This is a genomic window from Acidimicrobiia bacterium, assembly GCA_040878325.1.
GTDB lineage: Bacteria > Actinomycetota > Acidimicrobiia > Spongiisociales > UBA11373 > JAUYIV01.
This window is the reverse complement of sequence record JBBDMM010000018.1, coordinates 1-18,322: the sequence shown is the minus strand read 5'-3', so window position 1 is coordinate 18,322 and position 18,322 is coordinate 1. Positions and strand designations below refer to the sequence as shown.

Here is an 18,322-nt window from a genome sequence, read left to right as displayed (position 1 = left end):
GCAGCATCGCTCAGCCGTTGGCCCGCGTAGACAACGGGGGCTAGCCGCGGCCCACGGGTCCGTCGAGCAGCACGGCAACCTCGCCTTTGTCGTATCCCAGGAGCGCCAACACTCGCTCGGCATCGGCCCCAACGGGACGGGCGGCATCCGGGTCGGACGGCCGGGTCCGTGAGAACCGCGGCGCCGGCGCCGGCTGGTGGAGACCCGACAGTTCGACGAAACCACGCCGCGCCGTCGCGTGCGGGTCACTCGGGGCCTCGGACATCGACAGCACGGGGGCCACGCATGCGTCGGTGCCGTCGAACACCTCGGTCCAATCCGCCCGCGTCCTGGCCGCGAAGGCCGCCGCGAACCGCGCCGCCAGTACGGGCCAGCCGCCACGGTCGTACTGCCCGGGTAGGTCTTCACCTGAAAGCCCCAGACCCTCGAGGAGCACCTCGTAGAACTGCGGTTCGAGCGCACCCACCGCCATGAACCCGCCGTCGGCGGTGCGGTAGCAGCGGTAGAACGGCGCTCCCCCGTCGAGCAGATTGGACCCGCGCGCCTCGGTCCACAGTCCGCCAGCGGTCAGCCCGTGAAACATCGCCGTGAGCAGCGCCGCACCGTCGACCATCGCCGCGTCCACCACCTGCCCCCGACCCGACCCGGCTCGCTCGACGAGGGCGGCGAGCAGGCCGGCCACCAGCAGCATTCCCCCTCCGCCGAAGTCGGCCACCAGGTTGAGCGGTGGAGGCGGCGGGGCATCCGCGGGGCCGATCGGATGGAGCGCCCCGGCCAATGCGATGTAGTCGATGTCGTGACCCGCTTGTGCTGCCCGGGGGCCTTCCTGGCCCCAGCCGGTGATCCGCCCGTAGACCAGGCGGGGATTCCGATCCAGGCTCTCCTCCGGCCCTGCCCCGAGACGTTCCATGACGCCGGGCCGAAAGCCTTCGATCAGGATGTCCGACCGTTCCACCAGGCGAAGCAGCACCTCGAGGCCGGCGGGATCCTTCAGGTCGACGGCGATCGAAGCGTCACGGCCGCGCAGCATCACGTCGGGCACGATGGGAGGGCCGGCTCCCTTGCGCTCCACCCGGGTCACCGTCGCCCCGAGATCGGCGAGCACCATTGCCGCGAACGGCCCGGGCCCGATCGACGCCACTTCGACGACTTCGATCCCGCGCAGCGGACCGCTCATCGCGAGGCCCCCTCGACCACCCGGGTGGCCCCCGTCAACCCGTCGCGGTCGAGCACGATCAGATCCTCGATCCACTCCCGCATCGCAGGCACGTGGCTGACCAGTACCACCAGCCTGTCTGTCTCGGTCGCGACCAGGCGTTCGATCCCCCGCATCGCCAGATCGAGGTGCTCCACGTCGAGGCTGCCGAAGCCCTCATCGAGGAAGAACGCGTCGAGCCGGCCACCCTCACGGGCGACGATCTCGGCGAGGGCCAGAGCGAGGGCCAGTGAGGCGAGAAAGGTCTCGCCGCCGCTCAACGATGACGGGGCCCGCACCGAGTCGGCCGCGGCGAGATCCACCATGTTGAAATCGCCGTCGTCACTGAACCGGTAGCGGCTGGCCGTGAGAGTCTCGAGGTGCGCACCGGCGAGGTCGGCCAGGTCGTGCCGGCGCTCGTCGAGCACAAACACCAGAAAGCCCGAAGGAAGCAGATCGGTGAGCAGCCGATCGAGCAGGCCCGCCTGGGCCACCAGATCGGCCTCCTCCCCGGCCAGGGCGTCCATCTCGGCAAGACGCTTCTCGAGATGCGCGACCGTGGCGCCGAGGGCGGTCGCCTCCTTCGCCGCTTCAGCCGCCACCTCCATGATGTCGTCCTTGGCGGCGAGACCGGCTCCCTCGAGTAGTTCGACCCTGGCCTTGTGGGCGGCTTCCGCCTCGTTCGACGCCTGCTCTCGCTCCCCGTCGGCGCCGGCGTGAGCGTCGAGCCAGTGTGATCTGACCGCCTTCAATCCCGCCTCGACCTCGGCGGCGGTCTCGCCGATGTCGATCTCCGCGCCGAGTCGTCCGGCCAGGTTGGCGAGGCCGGTCCGCAGGCGCTCGACCGCCTTACCGGCGGCGTCGCGAGCCCCCCGAGCCTCCTCTGACTTCTTCCGGGCCGCCGCTTCGGCACTTCGGGCTGCCTCGAGCGACTTCTCGGCCGATGACACCGCGGCGCGGTGGGCGGCGAGGCGCTCCTCGGGATCGCCCTTGCCCAACAGCGCCTCCAGCACCGCGCCGAGTTCCGTGACAGAACCGACCGCGGTCTGGGTGGCGACCTCGGCCTGCTCCACCGCGGCGAGTGACTGGGTCACCCGGTCGATCGCGGCGTCGCGCGCCGCCTCGCGTTGGGCCACCAGGCTGTGGGCGGCTGCCCGCGCCTCACGAACCTTGGCCGCGAAGGCAGTTGCCTTGGCCGCAGCCTTCTCGGCAGCGTCCACTTTGGCGGCCGCCCGCTTCGGTGGAACCTTCGCCACCAACTGGTCGCACACCGGACAGGGTTCGCCGGCAGCCAGTTCCGACCGGAGGGAGTGCGCCCTGTCGGCGGTGTGGGCTGCGTGTAGCGCGTCGCGAGCGGCCCGTTCGTCCTCATCTGCCTTCTCGACCGCCGCCGCAGCGACGTTCTCGGCCTCGAGCGCCTCCACCAAAGCAGCCTCGGAGGCGTCCCGCCCCTTCTCGGCCACGGTCACTGCCTCGCGGACTTCGGCGAGACGCTTCGCCTCGGCTTCCGCTCGCACGCCGGCAGCGCGGTGGCGCGCCACCTGGTCGGCTGCCGATTCAAGCGCTTGCCGACCCCCCACTGCCTCGATGGCCGCCTCCAGTTGAGACAACGCCTCGACGGCCATCTCCTCGGCGGCCGAAAGGGCACCGACAGCCGCGGTGAGGGTGGTGTCGGCGTCCGTCGAAGCCCGGAAAAGGCCCTCGGTGGATTCCCTGTCTGGAATCGAGCCGGCCAGTGCGTCGAGGGCGGCGAGCCGGGTGGCAGCGGCGGCCCTCTTGTCCTCGGCGCCGCGCAGCACCTCGTCCACCTGATTCACCGACCCCCGCAGCGCTTCGAGCGTGCGGGCGCGTTCGTCGGTGCCGACCAGGGTCTTCTTCTTCTCGGCCAACTCCTTCCGATCCGATTCGGCCGTCTCCCGCCGATCGGCCAACACCTGCATCCGCCCGCCGAGTTTGTCGACGCGGGCCTTCACCGCCTGCCGCATCGCGTCGAGCCGATCGAACCCGAACACGCCCTTGAGCACCTTGTTGCGGTCGGTCCCGGTGGCTTCGAGGAATCCGGCGAACTGGTTCTGCGCCAGGAGGACCGAACGGCGGAACGCCTCGAAGTCCAGGCCGAGGATCTCCTCGATCTTCTCCCCCATGTCGCGCGCCTTGTCGGCGATCGGGTGGTCCTCGCCGTCCTCTACCCGGTAGAGGGTGTGCGCCGCTGCTCCGTTACGGCGCAGCGCCCGCGTCGCCTTCCACACGGTGCCGTCGACCTCGAAGGACAGGGACACATGGAGGCTGTCCTTCCGCTGATTGATGAGCGTCTTGGTCTCGCCAGCGATACGCGGGGTCTTTCCGTAGAGGGCGAACGACACCGCATCGAGGATCGACGACTTCCCGCTGCCGATTGGCCCGACGATCCCCACCAGGTTCCGACCTGTGAAATCAAAGGTGGTGTCGTCGGCATACGACCGGAATCCGCGCAGCGTCAGCTCAATCGGCCGCATCGGCCACCTCGAGGGTGATCTCGCGGAAAAGGTCCATCAAGTCGTCCGAGGCGGCCTCGCCATGGACCTCGCGGTGGTAGTCGGCATACAGGTCGTCGAGCGGCCGACCGGTCGTCGACGGCCGTTCGTCTCGCGACCGCTCGTACTCGGCCCGCACCTTGATCACGTCGGGAAAGCGCTCGCGGACCACATCCATCAGCCCGGGATCAGGCCCGTCGGTGCGCACCGCCAGGTCGAGATAGGCGTCGTCGAGATCGTCGCGCCCGACGATCTCCTCCCAGGTCCCCTCCACCCGGATCAAGGGCCTTCCTCCGGACACCGGAACCGATCGAATCGAGGCGGGCGCGTCCGGGGCGGTATCGACGACGACCACTCGCTTCACCTCGCCGGCCTCGCCGAAGTCGAGCTGCAGCAGTGAACCGGCGTACTCGGCGGGCACCCGGGCGCCGGGAACCTTCTGGGGCGCGTGAATGTGCCCGAGGGCGACGTAGTCGACGGTGGTCGGCACCGCCGACTCGGCTGCGGCGTATGCCTCACCCATGTGGAGGTCGCGTTCGCCCCGGGGCGCCCCGGTGTTCACCTTCACCCCGCCGACCATGAAGTGGGCCACCACGAAGGTGGCATCGTCCGGCTCGGCTGGCTCGCCCAGGGCCGCCGCGTACCGCTCGGTGATCTTGCGCACCCGGTCGGCGTACTTGCCGTACCAGTCGTCGGCCCGAGCCATGAAGTCGACCGTCTGGGCGGCGCGGAGAAACGGGAAGCAGGCGACATGCGCCCGTCCGTTGGCGGTTTCCAGCGACATGATCCCGCCCTCGTCCGGGGGCTTGATCCGCCCCACCAGATGCACCCCGAACGGTGCCAGGAACGGTGCGAGAGTCTCGAACAACTCCGGCGAGTCGTGATTGCCGGCGACCACCACCACCGGGCGGGTTCCCCCGTCGGCCAGACGCACCAGTCCCTCGAGGCCGAGACGCAGCGCTTCTACCGGGGGGACCGCCCGATCGAACAGGTCACCGGAATGGAGCACGAGGTCGGCGCCCTCGGCGGCGGCGATCGCCACCACCGAATCGACCACGGCGCGGTGCTCCTCCAACCGGTCGTGCCGCTCCAGCCGCCGCCCCAGGTGCCAATCGGAGGTGTGAAGGACTCTCACGTCAAACGCTCAAGGAGAGCCGGCGCGCGATCGCCGCCCAAAGGCGTTGCCGGCCGAGGGCCAGCCCAAGGCGGCCGAAGGCCGCCCGGAGGCGGGAAGCGGGAAGCTCTCAAAGCCCCTCGAACACGTCCGCGTCGTCTTCGGCCACCTCTTCCTTACGGGTGGCCCATGGGGGAAAGGGGAAGTCGACGACGAGGGGCACCGGGATCGACGGCTGCGAGATGACCATCGTGCCCGGCTTGAGAAGGCGCGCCCGGGCCCGGGTCGAAGGCAGCATCCACCCGTATTCCGCGCGTTCGGCCTCGGCGGCGTCGAGACGGCCGGTCACTCGAAGGGCGGCGTTCTCCAGCACCTCCGACGCCACCCGGGAAGCGGTCTGCTGGGCGCCCACCAGGAGCACCCCCAGCGAGCGGCCCCGCTGGGCGATATCGATCAACATGTCCTTGATAGGGCTCTGGCCCTCGCGGGGGGCGTACTTGTTCAGCTCGTCGAGGACCACGACCGACAGCGGGAACCTCTGGCCGCTGCCCTCCTTCTCCTTGAATGCTTCGGACAGCAGCGCACCCACTACGAAGCGCTGCGCGAGGTCGTGGAGCGACTGGAGGGCGACCACGGTGACCTGGGCCTGGGCCCGGTCGATGCGGCGGCTCTCCCCCGGCTGGATCAAATGCCCCAGTCGGATCACCGCAGCATGGAACCGTCGCATGAACGCCGAGACGGTGCCGCCTTGAACTCTTCCAGACCACCGCAGGTCGGGTTCCCCATCGGGCGGATCGAGGAATTCCTCCAATGCGGTGGCGAGGCCGGCGAGGTCTTTGATCACTCGCTCCCCCTGGTTGGGGCGAACCAGATCGCCGGGGGAATGGCCCTCCGAGGGGTCGCGCAGCACGATCGCCCCGGGTACCCCGGCGACGTCGACCGCGAACCGCCGCAATTGCGACTCCACCCGCTCGGCGACGAAGGAGATTTGATTGCGGGCGTCGGAAGCGTCGGTGAAGAGAAATCGCAGCAGTCCCTCGTCGATGAACTCCCGGGGGGTCCAGGCGAAGACGCTCACGTCCTGACGACCGGCGATGTCGGGCACCAGCACATCCCCCGAGCGCGGGCGCGGTGGGGCCCACAACGACACCGAGGGGAACGCCTGAGGCTCGACCCCGAGGGCCGCCCACTTGGTGGCGTGCTCGGGCGTGAAGTCGCGGTTCGGCTTGTCGAGCCAAAGCAGGTCCTCGCCCTTCACGTTGAACACCAGGACGCGCAGGTTCTTACCCGCTTCGCCGACGATGTCGCGCCGGCCGGTGAGCATCCGCAGAAAGAACAGGGCGAACGAAGTCTTGGTGGCGACGCCCGAGATGCCCGAGATCGACATGTGGCCGCCCTTGCGGCCGTCGAAGAAGTCGAGATCGACGTAGAGCGGCAGGCCGTCGCGACCGAGGCCGACGGGCAGGGGACGGCCCATCTCGTCGGTGTAGAGGGCTTTCGCCCGTGCCTCGCCAGTTGCCCTTTCCACTGCCCCGCCCGGATCAGGCGCCACCCACAGCTCGGGATCGACCCGGGTGACCGCCACCTGGGCCGACCGCACCTTGGCCCCCGGCATGCTGCCCTCGTCGGCGATGCGAAAGGTGTCGGATTCGAACGACGCCCCTTCGTACACGGCTTCGACCTCGGTGACGATCCCGTAGGTGCTCACCTCGTTCGCGCCCGGCACCTCGGTGCGGACCACCACCAGATCGTCGAGCTGCAGGTACTCACCATCGCCGATGACCACCCGGAACTCACGGGTGTTGGTGTGCTGGCTTCCCAGGACCCGCCCGACGCTCATGCGGCCACCGCCGACCGCAGCGCCCGCAACACCAGGCCGGCGTCGCCGAGCCGATGGCGCAGGTCGCGTTCCAGCGCGGCGATCGGCACCAGGTTCTGTGGTGCCCGCGGCTCGATGTGTGGCTCTGACCCCACCCTCGGGAGCACGGCCGCCGACCGGTCGGCTATTCGCACCACCGTCTCGCGGTCGAGGGAGGCCGAAGCCTCACAGCGGACCACCCCCACCCAGGAGTGGCCGTCGGCGCGATCGGCGAGGCGCAGGTACCACGAGTAGCGGCGGAACCGCCCCTCGCCGATAGTGAACAGGGGGGTGCGGTGCGCAGCCGGCAGTTGCCCGACGATGGCGGTATCGGGCAGGTAAGACCGCCGATGGCTCTTCACGTAACCCATCTTGTCGGAGGCCGTGTAGTCGTAGAGGGGGCCGTCGGCCACCACGAAGTACCCGGAGCCGGCGAGGTCCTCGGCCAGCACCGCCTCGGCGCGGCGCATTGCGTCATGGAACGACCGAATGAGGGACGCAGGATCGTCGTCGTCCACCGACGAGCTGCGGTACTGCAGCCACGGCGGAAGCGGGGGGAGACTCGGCGAGTTGCCCTTCCCGAGCAGCGCCATCCGGACGACCTGCGGCCTCACCACCTCGCTCCTCGGCGCGGTGCGATCCCACACCACCGCGCCGACGGCGAACGACCCGCAGATCCCGGGCACGGGACCGGACTCGTCGTCGAGTAGAAGCCGGGCATCGATTCGCCGAACCCCGTCGACGAAGGCGACCATCGGCACCCCATCGTCGACCCCGGGAATCGGCTCCCAGGGGCGGTCCTCGACGTCGATGTCGACCGAACCCTCTGCCGGAGAGAGCGCATCCTCTGGTTCGACGGCGGCGCCGTACTCCGGTGCCCACCCCTCGACATGCAATCGGGCCATGGCCGGCGATGGTAGTGAGAGGGGGTGACGGGAAAGGAGAGTCAAGAGTCAAGAATCAAGAATCAAGAATCCTGCTCTTGGCTCTTGGCTCTTGGCTCTTGATTCTCTACCTGACTGGCACCAGCCGGTAGACGAAGCCGGCCTGGTTCAGGACGTACATCTCGCCGTCGCCGCCCAGGCCGAATGATTGGACCTGGCCGATCTGTCCCAGGTCGTTGGTCCAGTCGGCCTCGTCGACCGCGGCTCCATCCTCATAGCGGAACGAGCGCACCCATTGGCCGCACCAGTCGCCATAGAAGTAGTGGCCAAGCAGCTCAGGGATGGCGGTCCCCCGATAGACATATCCGCCGATCACCGAGCAACCCTCGGCGTGGGGATAGACGATCACCGGCTCGATCATCCCGGCGTCGTCACAGGCCTCCGCCCGATAGCAGTCGAAGCCCTCGACGATCGGCCAGCCGAAGTTCCCCCCGCCCCCGTCGAGCGGCACCACCGACACTTCTTCGGCAGCGTCCTGGCCCACATCGGCGATGTAGACCAGCCCGGTGGCCGGGTCGATGTCGATCCGCCACGGGTTGCGCAGGCCATACGCCCAAATCTCGGAGCTGGCAGCGGGATCACCTGCGAACGGGTTGTCGGGTGGCACCGCGTAAGGGTCGCCGGCGTCGACATCGAGCCTGATGATCGACCCCAGCAGGGTCGTCAGGTTCTGGGCGTTACCGAACTCGTCGCTGGCGCCGCCGCCGTCACCCAGGCTCACATAGAGGTATCCGTCAGGCCCGAACAGGAGCATCCCCCCGTTGTGGTTGACGTCTGGCTGGTCGAGAGCGAGAAGGACTCGTGCGCTCTCTGGATCCGCTTTATCAGGATCAGCCGACACCCGGTACTCGACGAGGCGGCTGTCGCCGTCGACATTCGTGTAATAGATGAAGAACCGCCCGTTCGACTCGTAGCCCGGATGAAAGGCGAGACCGAGCAGGCCCTGCTCGAGTGCATTCGAACCGACGATCACCTCGATGTCCAGGAAGGGCTCTTCCGACACACCGTCCTCGGTGATGATCTCGACCAGGCCGTCTTTCTCCAGCACGAAGAGCCGGTGGTCGCCCACCGGGGCAGTGAGGAACACCGGGTTGATCAGGGTACGGGCGACGGTCTCGACATCGAGGCCGAGCAGCGGTCTGGCCGGCTCCATGGTCGTGGTCACCGGAGGCAGAGTCGTCGTGGTCGGCGCACCCGTGGTCGTCGTCGCATCGTCATCACCGCACGCCGCAACAACGAGTCCCAAGACGAGGAGAAGTCGAGCGAGCCGGGTCACGAACCCTGGAGGATAGGCAGCCACCAGTCTCCAGTCTCCAGCCACCGGGCGTCCTCCTCTGCCGTCTTCGGCGGGGGAGGTGGCGCCGCCGTCGGGCGGTGCCGGAGGGGGCAGCTGACCCAGCGAGCACTCCCCCGACTTCTTCAAGAACGGCATCACCCCTGCTCGGCGAGTCACTAGGTTCGCGCCGCATGGACTTCAAGGAGGTGGGGCACTGTGGCTGACGCTTCGATCCGGGTGGAGGAACTCACCGAAGACCGCTCGTCGGACCTCGACCGGCTCTTCTCGTCCGACGACGACCCCGACCACTGTTGGTGCATGTGGTTCCTGATCCCCGTGAAGACCTTTCACGAGCAGGGCCACGACGGCAACAAGGCGGGGTTTCTCGCCCGGATGGAGGCCGACCCTCACCCGATGGGCATGATCGCCTACGACGGCGACGAGCCCGTCGGATGGTGCGCCGCCGGTCCCCGTGACAGGTTCACCCGGGTGCTCCGGGTGCCCACCCTGAGGAACCGGAACAAGGCGGAAGACTCCACCGCGTGGCTGGTGCCGTGCTTCTTCGTGGCGACGAAGGCTCGGGGCAAGGGCGTCAGCCGGGTGCTGCTCGAAGGCGCCGTGGAGCTCGCCCGGCGAAGCGGCGCTCCCGCCATCGAGGGCTTCCCGCTGGCCGGATCGGCGCGCCGCTCGAGCGGCTCCGACCTGATGACCGGGGTCGAGCCGCTCTTCTCGTCGTGCGGTTTCGAGCCTGTCGACCGCCCCTCCGACAACCGGGTGGTGATGCGGCGCAACCTCGCCTAGGGGCACCAGGCCGGCAGTTGCGAGCACAGATTGAGGGTCGAGAGAGTCGAGGCGATGCCGACCCACGAGCCATCGCGGACCACCAGTGACTCGACCTCGTCATCGGCCGCGGCGAAGAACTCACGCGTTTCCCGCTCGACGATTGCCGCGTCGTCGGGCGACCCCAGCCAGATCTCCATCACCATGAATTGCAGGCCGCCGTCGCCAAGAACTCGTTGATGATCGGCGCACCACCCACTGATTCCGCTGATGTCTCCGCCCAACTGATTCAACATGATGTTGAGCCAAATCGGCCCTCGCGATGCTTCGAACCGCACCGGCCAATCGATCGGCGTCAGGGTCGTGTCCTCGACGGCGCATTCGATGCCGAGGATCTCCGCGGTCGACCGGGGTGGGTCGGAGTACGCCTGGTTCACCCGATCCCAGCCCCCTTCGACGTAGAGGTTGCACACATAGGAGTTGCCCGCCCCCCAGTTCGAGTTGAAGCCGAGGGTTCGAGGCGATAGGCACCCGCCCGCCGCCGGGATCCATTCCGACCCAGTAGCCAATTCCCATCCGAAACCCGATGCGGTGAAAACCGCATCTCCCGCCGCGAGGGTGCGTAGCGCATCGAGTTCGTCACCTATGAGCCCGGAGCGCATCAGGGCGTCCATACGCTCGCGGTGGTGATAGTGCTGGTCGGTCAACGAGGGGAGCATGGACTGAATCAGGTTCTCGGAGGTGATCGTGTCCGCACCCTCGATCGGGATGACTACGGAATCGGAGATAGCCCACAGGCCCCAGAAGTCATCGGGACCCCAATCGACACCGAACAGCGGGGCCACCAGGCCGTAGGAAGGCCATTCGTAGTCCTTGCCGTCTTGCAGTTCCTGGGCGAGGGCGTCCCGACCGTGCTCATCGAACACCTTGATATCCAGGGGCCTGAGAAACGGCAGCCCCCGATTCTCGACCAGCCAGGACTGGATCGAAGCTACCCGCTCTTCGAGAAGGCTGGGTTCGAGGTCGTCGTCGGTTGGCGTGGTCCGGTCGACCCACGGAAGGGTGGTGCTCGCCGGCACCGTCGTCGCCGTCTGCGGCGACGGCGCGGTGCCGGTACCGGACAAGAACACGATCACGACGCAAACGGCCACGACGGCACCGATGAGGAGCCGCCGCAGCGTGGTGGGACTCACCCTGGAAGGGTACGAGCGGCAGTCCGACTACGCACTACCGCCGCTCGTTGCCACGCTTGTAGTCGCCGGTGGCTCGCGCCATCACATGCTGGGGATCGCCCGTGGCGATCGCTCTCAAGAACTTTGCGGCGCGCTCGCCACGGAGCACGGTGGCGACTCGGCCGTGGTGGGAGATGACCACCTCACCGTTCTTGCGAGTCGCGAAGGTGAATCCGATAGGGGCAGGCATCGCGCCAGGTCTCGATTCTTGATTCTTGATTCTGCTGCTCAACGCCACCAGACGACCTTGCGACCCTCGAACAGCTCGATCAGGGCCTCGTTCACCGCATCCGGCCGCTCGAGCGGGGGCAGGTGACCGGCGCCGGAGATGATCGAAGTGCGGGCGCCGGGGATCTCTCCAGCCATGGCGCGCATCACATCGGGCGAAATGAGGCCGTCCTCCTCGCCCCCGATCACGAGGGCGGGCACACCGATGCCAGGCAGCAGCGCGCTCCGGTCGGCGCGGTCCTTCATTCCCAGGATCGACGCCACCATCGTCTCGTAACGAGTGCCCTCGATCATGGAACGCAGCCGCGCCTGAACCTGTACAGACGGTGTGGAGCCGAGGAGTCCAAGCACCATCTCATCGGCAAGGGCGGCGCGACCCTTGTCGAGAAGGCGGTCGACCATGGCGTCCCGTTTGGCGCGGCCCTCGGCACTGTCAGCCGCAGCGCGGGTGTCGATCAGGGTGAGGCTTCGGACCAATGCGGGGCGCAATTCCCACAGGGCGAGGGCGACATACCCGCCCATCGAGAGCCCGACGATGTCGGCCCCGCTGGCGCCGAGCGCTTCGATCAATCCCGCCACATCGTCGGCGAGCATCTCCATGGTCAGGGTTCGGTCGGTGGTCGCATCCGACTTTCCGTAACCCCGGAGATCGAGTGTCACGCACCGGCGCACATGAGCCAGGCCGTCGAGTTGGTCGAGCCAAACGCTGTGGTCCAGCGGAAACCCGTGGATGAACACGGCGAGCGGCCCCTCACCGGCCTCCCGATAGAAGAGCATCGTTCCATTGACCCGCGCAAACGGCACTCGGACTCCTTAAGAATCAAGAATCAAGACTGTTGACTCTCTCGGTTCTTGGGTCTTGATTCTTGATTCTTGATTCTTGGCTCTCGGCTCGCGTCACTCCGTGCTTGCTTCCGTGGGTTCTTCCGGCCGCGGTTCCACTGGGGCGTAGCCGGCGACCTTGGGGGGTGCTTCCTGGGTCTTCTCTTCGTCCGGCTTCGCGGCCTCGGGGGCTTGGAAGGCGCCCTTCTCCTCGGTGGTGTCGATGACGGCGTCCTCGCCGAAGACCTTGGCCTCCTGGCCTTCGCGCAGCACCTGGAACACCCGGAGGACCTCCTCCTTGCCCTTGACCTTCAGCGGAGGCAGCGGGGCGAGGCGGAACTCGCCCGGGGGTAGGGCTTCAGCGAAATCGGCGGTAATCACGATCTCGCCGCCGGCGGCGACGCCGCACACCCGGCTGGCGGTGTTGACCGTGTCGCCGATGGCCGTGTAGTCGAGCCGCTCGTTGGATCCGATGTTGCCGACGACCGCTTCTCCGAAGGCCAGCCCCACGCCGCAGCCATTCACCCGCAACTGGCCGGCGTTGCCGTGGGTGACCGCGTCGTCGACGTAGTCGAGCATCTTGATGGCCGACCGCAGTGATTTCACCGCCATGTCGGGTTCCCGCCGGGGCGCACCCCAGAACGCCATGACACAGTCACCCATGAACTTGTCGATCGTCCCCTGCTCTTCGATCACTGCCCGAGTCATCGCATCCAGGTACTCGTTGAGGGCAGCGACCACCGCGGTCGGAGAGGCCTTCTCCGATGCGGCGGTGAATCCGCGGAGATCGGCGAAGAGCACCGAGAGGGGGCGGGATGCCCCGGACAGCGTGGCAACCGCACCTTCGGGGGAGTTCAGCACCTCGTGGACCACATCCTTCGCCAGGTAACGGCCGAACACGTTGGTGACGTACTTCCGCTCTTTCACCTCGGTGAAGTACCTGACACCCAGGGCGGCGACGTACGAGATGGGCAGGGCGAAGGGCGGGTAGACCATGTTCATCACGGTGCCACTGTCGAACCGGGTGAACACCAGCCAGAAGTAGCCGACCAGCAGCACCATCGCGCCGATCACCGCCACCCAGGGTCGTAGGTAGAGGGTTCCCGCCGCCACCAGTAGGGCAATAAGGAAGACCCACACCAGGGTCGAGCTGGTCGTCTCCGACGCGATGTAGTTGCCGGTGATCATCGTGTTGAGGGCATTGGCGTGCACCTCCACCCCTGGCTGACGATTTGCCTTGTCGAGCGGCGTCGCCACCAGGTCGCCCAGTCCCAGGGCGGTCGCACCCACCAGGACGATCTTCCCGTCGAAAGTCCCGGGGGGAAATGTGCCGTCGATCACATCGACGGCCTGCACGGTGGGAAACCCGGCGGCGTAGTTGATCTCGAGGAGGTGCTTCTCCACCGTGAGCACCGCCAGGCCCCCAACCTGCAACGACTCGGGCCGGATCGTCACCGGGCCCCCTTGGCCGGTGGCCAACTGAGCAAGAGTGAACGACAGCGACGAGATCAGCGACCCGGCGGGGTCTTCGATCACCGGGGGTAGTGCCCGCACCACGCCGTCGGTATCGGGGTAGGTGTTGGTGTGCCCGATGCCGGCGGCGCCGTCCGCCAGGATCTGCAGCGGATGGAACACCTGCTCGGCCACCGGCGGGTCTCCCACCGGCTCGAGGGTGGCGGTCTCGCCAAGGACTACGTTCCCGGCGGCGGCGATCGCGTCGGCAAGATCGCGATCACCCTCCGGGTTCGCGGTGTTGGCGCTGGCGAACGTGACGTCATACCCGATCAGCAGCGCCCCGTCCGCGGCCATGTTCTCGATCATCTGGGCGTGGATCGACCGGTCCCACGGCCACCGGCCCACCAAGGCGATGCTCTCGTCGTCGATTCCCACCACGGTGATGCGGGAGTCGATGCCCGTTCCGGGGAAGAGGCCGTCGGAGAACCGCAACTGAGTGCGAAAGAACAGATTCGAAGACATCGCGAACCACGAACCCACGACGATCGCCACCGCGATCCCGACGGCGATCGCGGGCTTGAACCAGGTGCTGCGGTGTTTGCTGGCCATGGGATCCTTCGTCGGCGGCGGTGCAGATCGTACCGAGGGCGGAGGGTCAGTGACGCCTGCCCTAGGGAACGGTGAAGGTCGCCTCGTGGGTCGCGTCGTTTTCGGCCAGCACCACGTCGTCGACCACCAACACCACCTGTCCACCGACCCGGACCGTCAACTCGAATCCGGTCGAGTCGAGCCCGCACAGGTCGTAGACATGCACGGTCACGACGTACTCACCCGAGGGTGCGCCGGAGGACCAGACCGCATTCTCCGGCGGAGCGTCGCTCCCATCGCAGTTGGCATAGGCGTCACGGTCGAGACTTCCGCCCGACGCAGACTGGCGATGGTCCCAGGCGATGGTCTCCCCCGCCGGGTCGGTCACCCACAGGTCGAGGTCGACAATCGCATTCCAGTCGAGGGTCACCTGGATGTCACCGGTGGTCAGCACGATCAGGGTGCCCGTTGCCTGGAGGTCACCGAAGGTTGCCGTCACCGTGTAGTCACCGGCTGCGGTGGGCGTGCATACGGCGTCCTCGCAAGGCACTCCGTCGACGTCGAAGCTGGCCGCCACTGCCCCCACCGGACTCCCGGAATCGTCGAGGCCCTGGGCGGAGTAGACCTGCGACTCGCCGAGGTTGATGGTCGCCTCGGCCGGGACCAACTCGATGCCCGACGGGCCACCTGCGGTGAAATCGGTGGTGCACTCCCCGCTGTCATCGCAGTCGTCGTTGAAGACCAGCCAGTCGCTGTTGAGCATCTCAGCCGACGTCGCCGTCGGGCCGGTGAAGGATCCGTCGGCGGCGACGGTCAGGGTGAAGCCGGCCTCCACCAAAACCTCCTCGCCGGAGGGCAAGGTGACCAGCACCGCTCCCTCCAGCACCACGATCGAAGTGGACCCGTCGGGGGCGACCAGCACCGCGTAGGTGGTTCCCTGCACCGCCGCCGAGGCGGTGGGGGTTTCGATCTCGAATCGGCTGCCGGTCTCGGTGATGTCGACGACGCGGCTGTAGGTGTTGCCGGCCTGCTGCTCGGCTTCGACGACCGTCGAAGGCAACACGCCGCCCCCGCGTTCGAGCCCGACTATCCGCAGCGAGGTCTCGAAGTCGAGGCGGGTGACGCTGCCGTCGGGCCATTCGACACTCGCCCGGCCGGCCAAACCGGTGCGGACGGTGGCGCCTTCGGTGAGGGTTTGGCCTTCGGTACCGGCGCTAAAGGTGCCCGCGCCATCTGCATCTACCTCGACCGTGCCGCCGTGGATGCGAAGCGTGGCGGTGAGCGTGGCGTCCCCGCCGTCGTCGCCGCAGGCTAGCGATAGGGATGCCAGTACAACGGCGGAGAGAAGTAGCCGGAGGGATGGCCGATTCGTCAACATGGCGTCCATTGTGGCCGACGGGGTTGGCCGGTGCGACCGATCGAGGCCTACTCCTCCGGCGGCGGCAGCCCGAGGAAGTCGAAGTAGGTTGTGAAGTCAGGAACGTGGGTGTCGTTAAGCGAGTTGAACGAGCCTTCAATGACCGTGTAGACCTCGCCATTCAGGGTGACCGTGAGCACCCAGTTCACCAGGAGCGTCACTTCGCTGTTCCCATCGCAATCCGACCAGTAGTCGATGTCGACCCGATACTCGCCGGTCGGGGCGTCGACAGGCCAGATGATGTTCTCAATCCCGTTGCTCTCACAGATTGCGTCCCGATCGAGATAGCCGCCCGACGGAGAGAGATTGGGATCTCCGTTCTCGTCCTCACCGACATACAGTGTGTCCCACTTGATCCGGCCACCGTCCGGATCGGTCACCCACAAGTCGAGGTCCACCGGTGCGTCCCAGCCGAGGGTCACCTGCACCACGCCGGTATTGAGCACGGTGAGGTCGGCATTGGCTTCGGCCTCCCCGTCCCCGTAGATGGCGGTCACTACCCAGTCGCCGGCGGCGTCAGGCGTACAGGTCGCGTCGACGCAATCGCCGCTGATCATCTCGAATTCGAAATCGCTCTCGTCGATGTCCGGTATCTGGTTGTCGTACTCGTCGAAACCCGCGCCCGTATACGCCTGTGACTGGCCGAGGTTGATGGTGGAGTCCGCCGGTGAGATCTGGATCGAGTCGAGCTGGCCAGGCACCACCGTGAGGCTGGTGGAGTCCTCCATCCCTTCGAATGTGCCTGTGACCGTGTACGGCCCCGCAACGTTGGAACCGCAGGCATTCCCGTTACAAAAGCCCCCACCTGAGATGGTGAACTCGGTGTCGTCGGTGACGTAGCCCAACGAACCGCCGTTAGCGGCGAACGCCTCGGCGACATAGGCCGTGGAATCGCCGGCGTCGGCAGTCCAACCATCGGGTCTGATCACGATGTGGTCGAAGTCGGGGCCAGCGTCCACCGTCGTAGTGGTGGTCGTCGCAGGCACCGTCGTCGTAGTCGTCGTCGCAGGCACCGTCGTCGTAGTCGTCGTCGCAGGCACCGTCGTCGTAGTCGTCGTCGCCGGCACCGTCGTCGTAGTCGTCGTCGCCGGAACGGTCGTCGAAGTCGTCGTCGCCGGCACCGTCGTCGTGGTGGTCGTCGGCGGAACCGTGGTCGTCGTCGTCGTCGCCGGAACCGTGGTCGTCGTCACTGGCGGCGGCGACACGGCGGTCGTGGTAGTCGTCGGCGGGACGGTGGTGGTCGTCGTGTCGGGGACCGTGGTCACCGTCGTATCGGGGCCGGCCACCGTTGTGGTGGTCGTGCCGTCGTCCGGACAGTCGGGACCTTCGTCGAGCTCGCAGTTGTACACGATCCACTCATCGTCGATCAGGTTGTCAGGGATCGGGATCGGATCGCTGACGTTGCCATCCTCGTCGACGGTCACCATGAACCCAGCGGGCACCGGTCCATCGCCGGCGTCGACTGACCCCTCGATCACCGCGATCGTGGTCGACCCGTCGGCGTTGAGGAGCACCGCGTACACCGTGCCCTGTACCGAAGCGGTGGCGGTGGGGGTCTCGATGTCGAAGCGGCTCGCCGCGTCCGTGAGTGCCGTGACGCGGTTGTAGGTGTTGCCCGAGGTCTGCTCGCCCTCGATCACCTTCGACTGGGCGTCGTTGTCGAGGATCTGCAGCGTGACGATCTTGAAAGTGGTGCCGTGGTCGAGGCGGGTGACCGACCCGTCGAAGTACTCGATGGCGGCTCGGCCGTCTGCCCCGGTGCGCACCGTGGCGCCCTCGGTGAGCGCCTGGCCGTCGGTGGCGGCGGCAAAGGTTGCACCGTCGAAGCTGACCTCCACCGTCCCGGCGTGAACGCGGAGAGTGGCGCTGGGGACACTCGAGCCGGAGTCATCCCCACAGGCGGCGAGCGCGAACGCCGCCACCAGTGCGAGTCCAGCGATAAGACGAAACTTTATGACCGCGTCCCCGCTTCATAGAAGTAGGCCCGACGGGCCATTGTGGTACCGGCCCGAACCTTATGCAACTGAATTCTGTCGGTGGTCAGGCGAGCCGCTGATGGCCCCTGGCCTGACGAGCCAGCGTGGTGCTTATCCCCAGCTAGGACAACCGATCTCGTGGCAGTGGTCAGACGAGCCGGCGCAACGAGCGATGAGCACCATTCACGTCGCGGCGCTACCCGGCAGAATCAATTTCGATGGCGTTGCCAAGGCGAGTGTTGGGAGCGACCGCCGCGCCGCCGCCCCGGAATTTGATCGGGCCTCGGATCTGCCGGGGTCCGAATGTCATCGACGGGGGGTGTCAGTGGCCCAGAAACGTGGTGGCCCAGCCCATACCCGCGGCGCGGGAGGGGCGCCGGATCGCCACTGCGAACAACCCGAGGATGCCGAGGAGGGCGCCGATGGAGATCCCGAAGGGAGCGTCACCGAATCCGCCGGGCGACCGCGGAGGCGGCAGCGCTACGACTGCCGCGCTAGGGCAATCCGCGCTCGGGCTGGAAGTGATGTTGAAGGTCGCCGTGTTGGAGGAGATGATCCCGTCGGCAGTCGCCTGGATGGCTACGGCTCCGTTGGCGTTCGCGGTGATCTGCTTGGTGGCCACCCCGTTCACCGGAGTCGCGTTGGGGCCACCCACGAAGGTGATCCGATTGATCGTCTGCGTGTTGAGGAAGGTGATCGTGGCCGCGTCGTCGACGGTGTTCTCCTGGGCGTCCTTGATGGTCGCCGTAAAGGTCCGAATGCAGCCATTCTTGAGATCCGCGGGCTGAGCCGGTTCAAGGACGAGGTGGTACACGGCCTCGGTCGTGGTCGTCGTTGGGGCCACCGTCGTGGTCGTCGTTGGGGCCACCGTCGTGGTCGTCGTTGGGGCCACCGTCGTGGTCGTCGTTGGGGCCACCGTCGTGG

General features: G+C 67.3%; 14 protein-coding genes. 1 reads left to right on the top strand and 13 read right to left on the bottom strand.

The features are described 5' to 3' along the window. Positions 1-40: 40 nt before the first annotated feature. From WD184_10325 to WD184_10300, 6 genes are all read right to left on the bottom strand, one after another. A complete protein-coding gene (locus WD184_10325) occupies positions 41-1,177 on the bottom strand; it encodes a CaiB/BaiF CoA-transferase family protein (GenBank protein MEX0827130.1) in 1,137 nt (378 codons plus the stop codon). Next, on the bottom strand, positions 1,174-3,690 hold the full coding sequence (locus tag WD184_10320) for an SMC family ATPase (protein MEX0827129.1): 2,517 nt from the start codon (positions 3,688-3,690) through the stop codon (positions 1,174-1,176). The genes WD184_10325 and WD184_10320 overlap by 4 nt, the downstream gene beginning before the upstream one ends. Then, positions 3,677-4,843, bottom strand: a complete 1,167-nt coding sequence (locus WD184_10315) for an exonuclease SbcCD subunit D C-terminal domain-containing protein (protein MEX0827128.1) — start codon at positions 4,841-4,843, stop codon at positions 3,677-3,679. The genes WD184_10320 and WD184_10315 overlap by 14 nt, the downstream gene beginning before the upstream one ends. Before the next feature lie 109 nt (positions 4,844-4,952). Next, positions 4,953-6,662, bottom strand: a complete 1,710-nt coding sequence (locus WD184_10310) for an ATP-binding protein (protein MEX0827127.1) — start codon at positions 6,660-6,662, stop codon at positions 4,953-4,955. Continuing rightward, positions 6,659-7,585 (bottom strand): hypothetical protein, encoded by a 927-nt coding sequence (locus WD184_10305; protein ID MEX0827126.1) that lies wholly within the window; start codon positions 7,583-7,585, stop codon positions 6,659-6,661. Before WD184_10305 ends, WD184_10310 begins: the two co-directional genes overlap by 4 nt. A gap of 106 nt (positions 7,586-7,691) precedes the next feature. Next, entirely contained in the window at positions 7,692-9,077 is a 1,386-nt protein-coding gene (locus WD184_10300; GenBank protein ID MEX0827125.1) for a PQQ-dependent sugar dehydrogenase, read from the bottom strand. A 39-nt stretch (positions 9,078-9,116) separates the two neighbouring features. On the opposite strand from WD184_10300, the gene WD184_10295 reads away from it, so the two are divergent. Continuing rightward, on the top strand, positions 9,117-9,701 hold the full coding sequence (locus tag WD184_10295) for a GNAT family N-acetyltransferase (protein MEX0827124.1): 585 nt from the start codon (positions 9,117-9,119) through the stop codon (positions 9,699-9,701). Here WD184_10295 and WD184_10290 read toward each other — a convergent pair. The 7 genes from WD184_10290 to WD184_10260 all read right to left on the bottom strand — a co-directional run. Next, positions 9,698-10,873 carry a hypothetical protein gene (locus tag WD184_10290; GenBank protein MEX0827123.1) on the bottom strand — a complete coding sequence of 392 codons (1,176 nt, stop codon included), beginning with the start codon at positions 10,871-10,873 and terminating at the stop codon, positions 9,698-9,700. The two genes, WD184_10295 and WD184_10290, sit on opposite strands and share 4 nt — an antisense overlap. Positions 10,874-10,907: 34 nt before the next feature. Beyond that, positions 10,908-11,102 (bottom strand): hypothetical protein, encoded by a 195-nt coding sequence (locus tag WD184_10285; GenBank protein MEX0827122.1) that lies wholly within the window; start codon positions 11,100-11,102, stop codon positions 10,908-10,910. A 38-nt stretch (positions 11,103-11,140) separates the two neighbouring features. Continuing rightward, entirely contained in the window at positions 11,141-11,944 is an 804-nt protein-coding gene (locus WD184_10280) for an alpha/beta fold hydrolase (GenBank protein ID MEX0827121.1), read from the bottom strand. Positions 11,945-12,037: 93 nt separating this feature from the next. Continuing rightward, positions 12,038-14,026 carry an adenylate/guanylate cyclase domain-containing protein gene (locus WD184_10275; protein ID MEX0827120.1) on the bottom strand — a complete coding sequence of 663 codons (1,989 nt, stop codon included), beginning with the start codon at positions 14,024-14,026 and terminating at the stop codon, positions 12,038-12,040. A 61-nt stretch (positions 14,027-14,087) separates the two neighbouring features. Further along, on the bottom strand, positions 14,088-15,383 hold the full coding sequence (locus tag WD184_10270; GenBank protein MEX0827119.1) for a FecR family protein: 1,296 nt from the start codon (positions 15,381-15,383) through the stop codon (positions 14,088-14,090). 47 nt (positions 15,384-15,430) lie between these two features. Continuing rightward, positions 15,431-17,344: a FecR domain-containing protein gene (locus WD184_10265; protein ID MEX0827118.1), complete on the bottom strand. Its 1,914-nt coding sequence runs from the start codon at positions 17,342-17,344 to the stop codon at positions 15,431-15,433. Between the two features lie 376 nt (positions 17,345-17,720). Continuing rightward, on the bottom strand, positions 17,721-18,322 hold a 602-nt coding region (locus tag WD184_10260), incomplete at its 5' end, for a hypothetical protein (GenBank protein ID MEX0827117.1).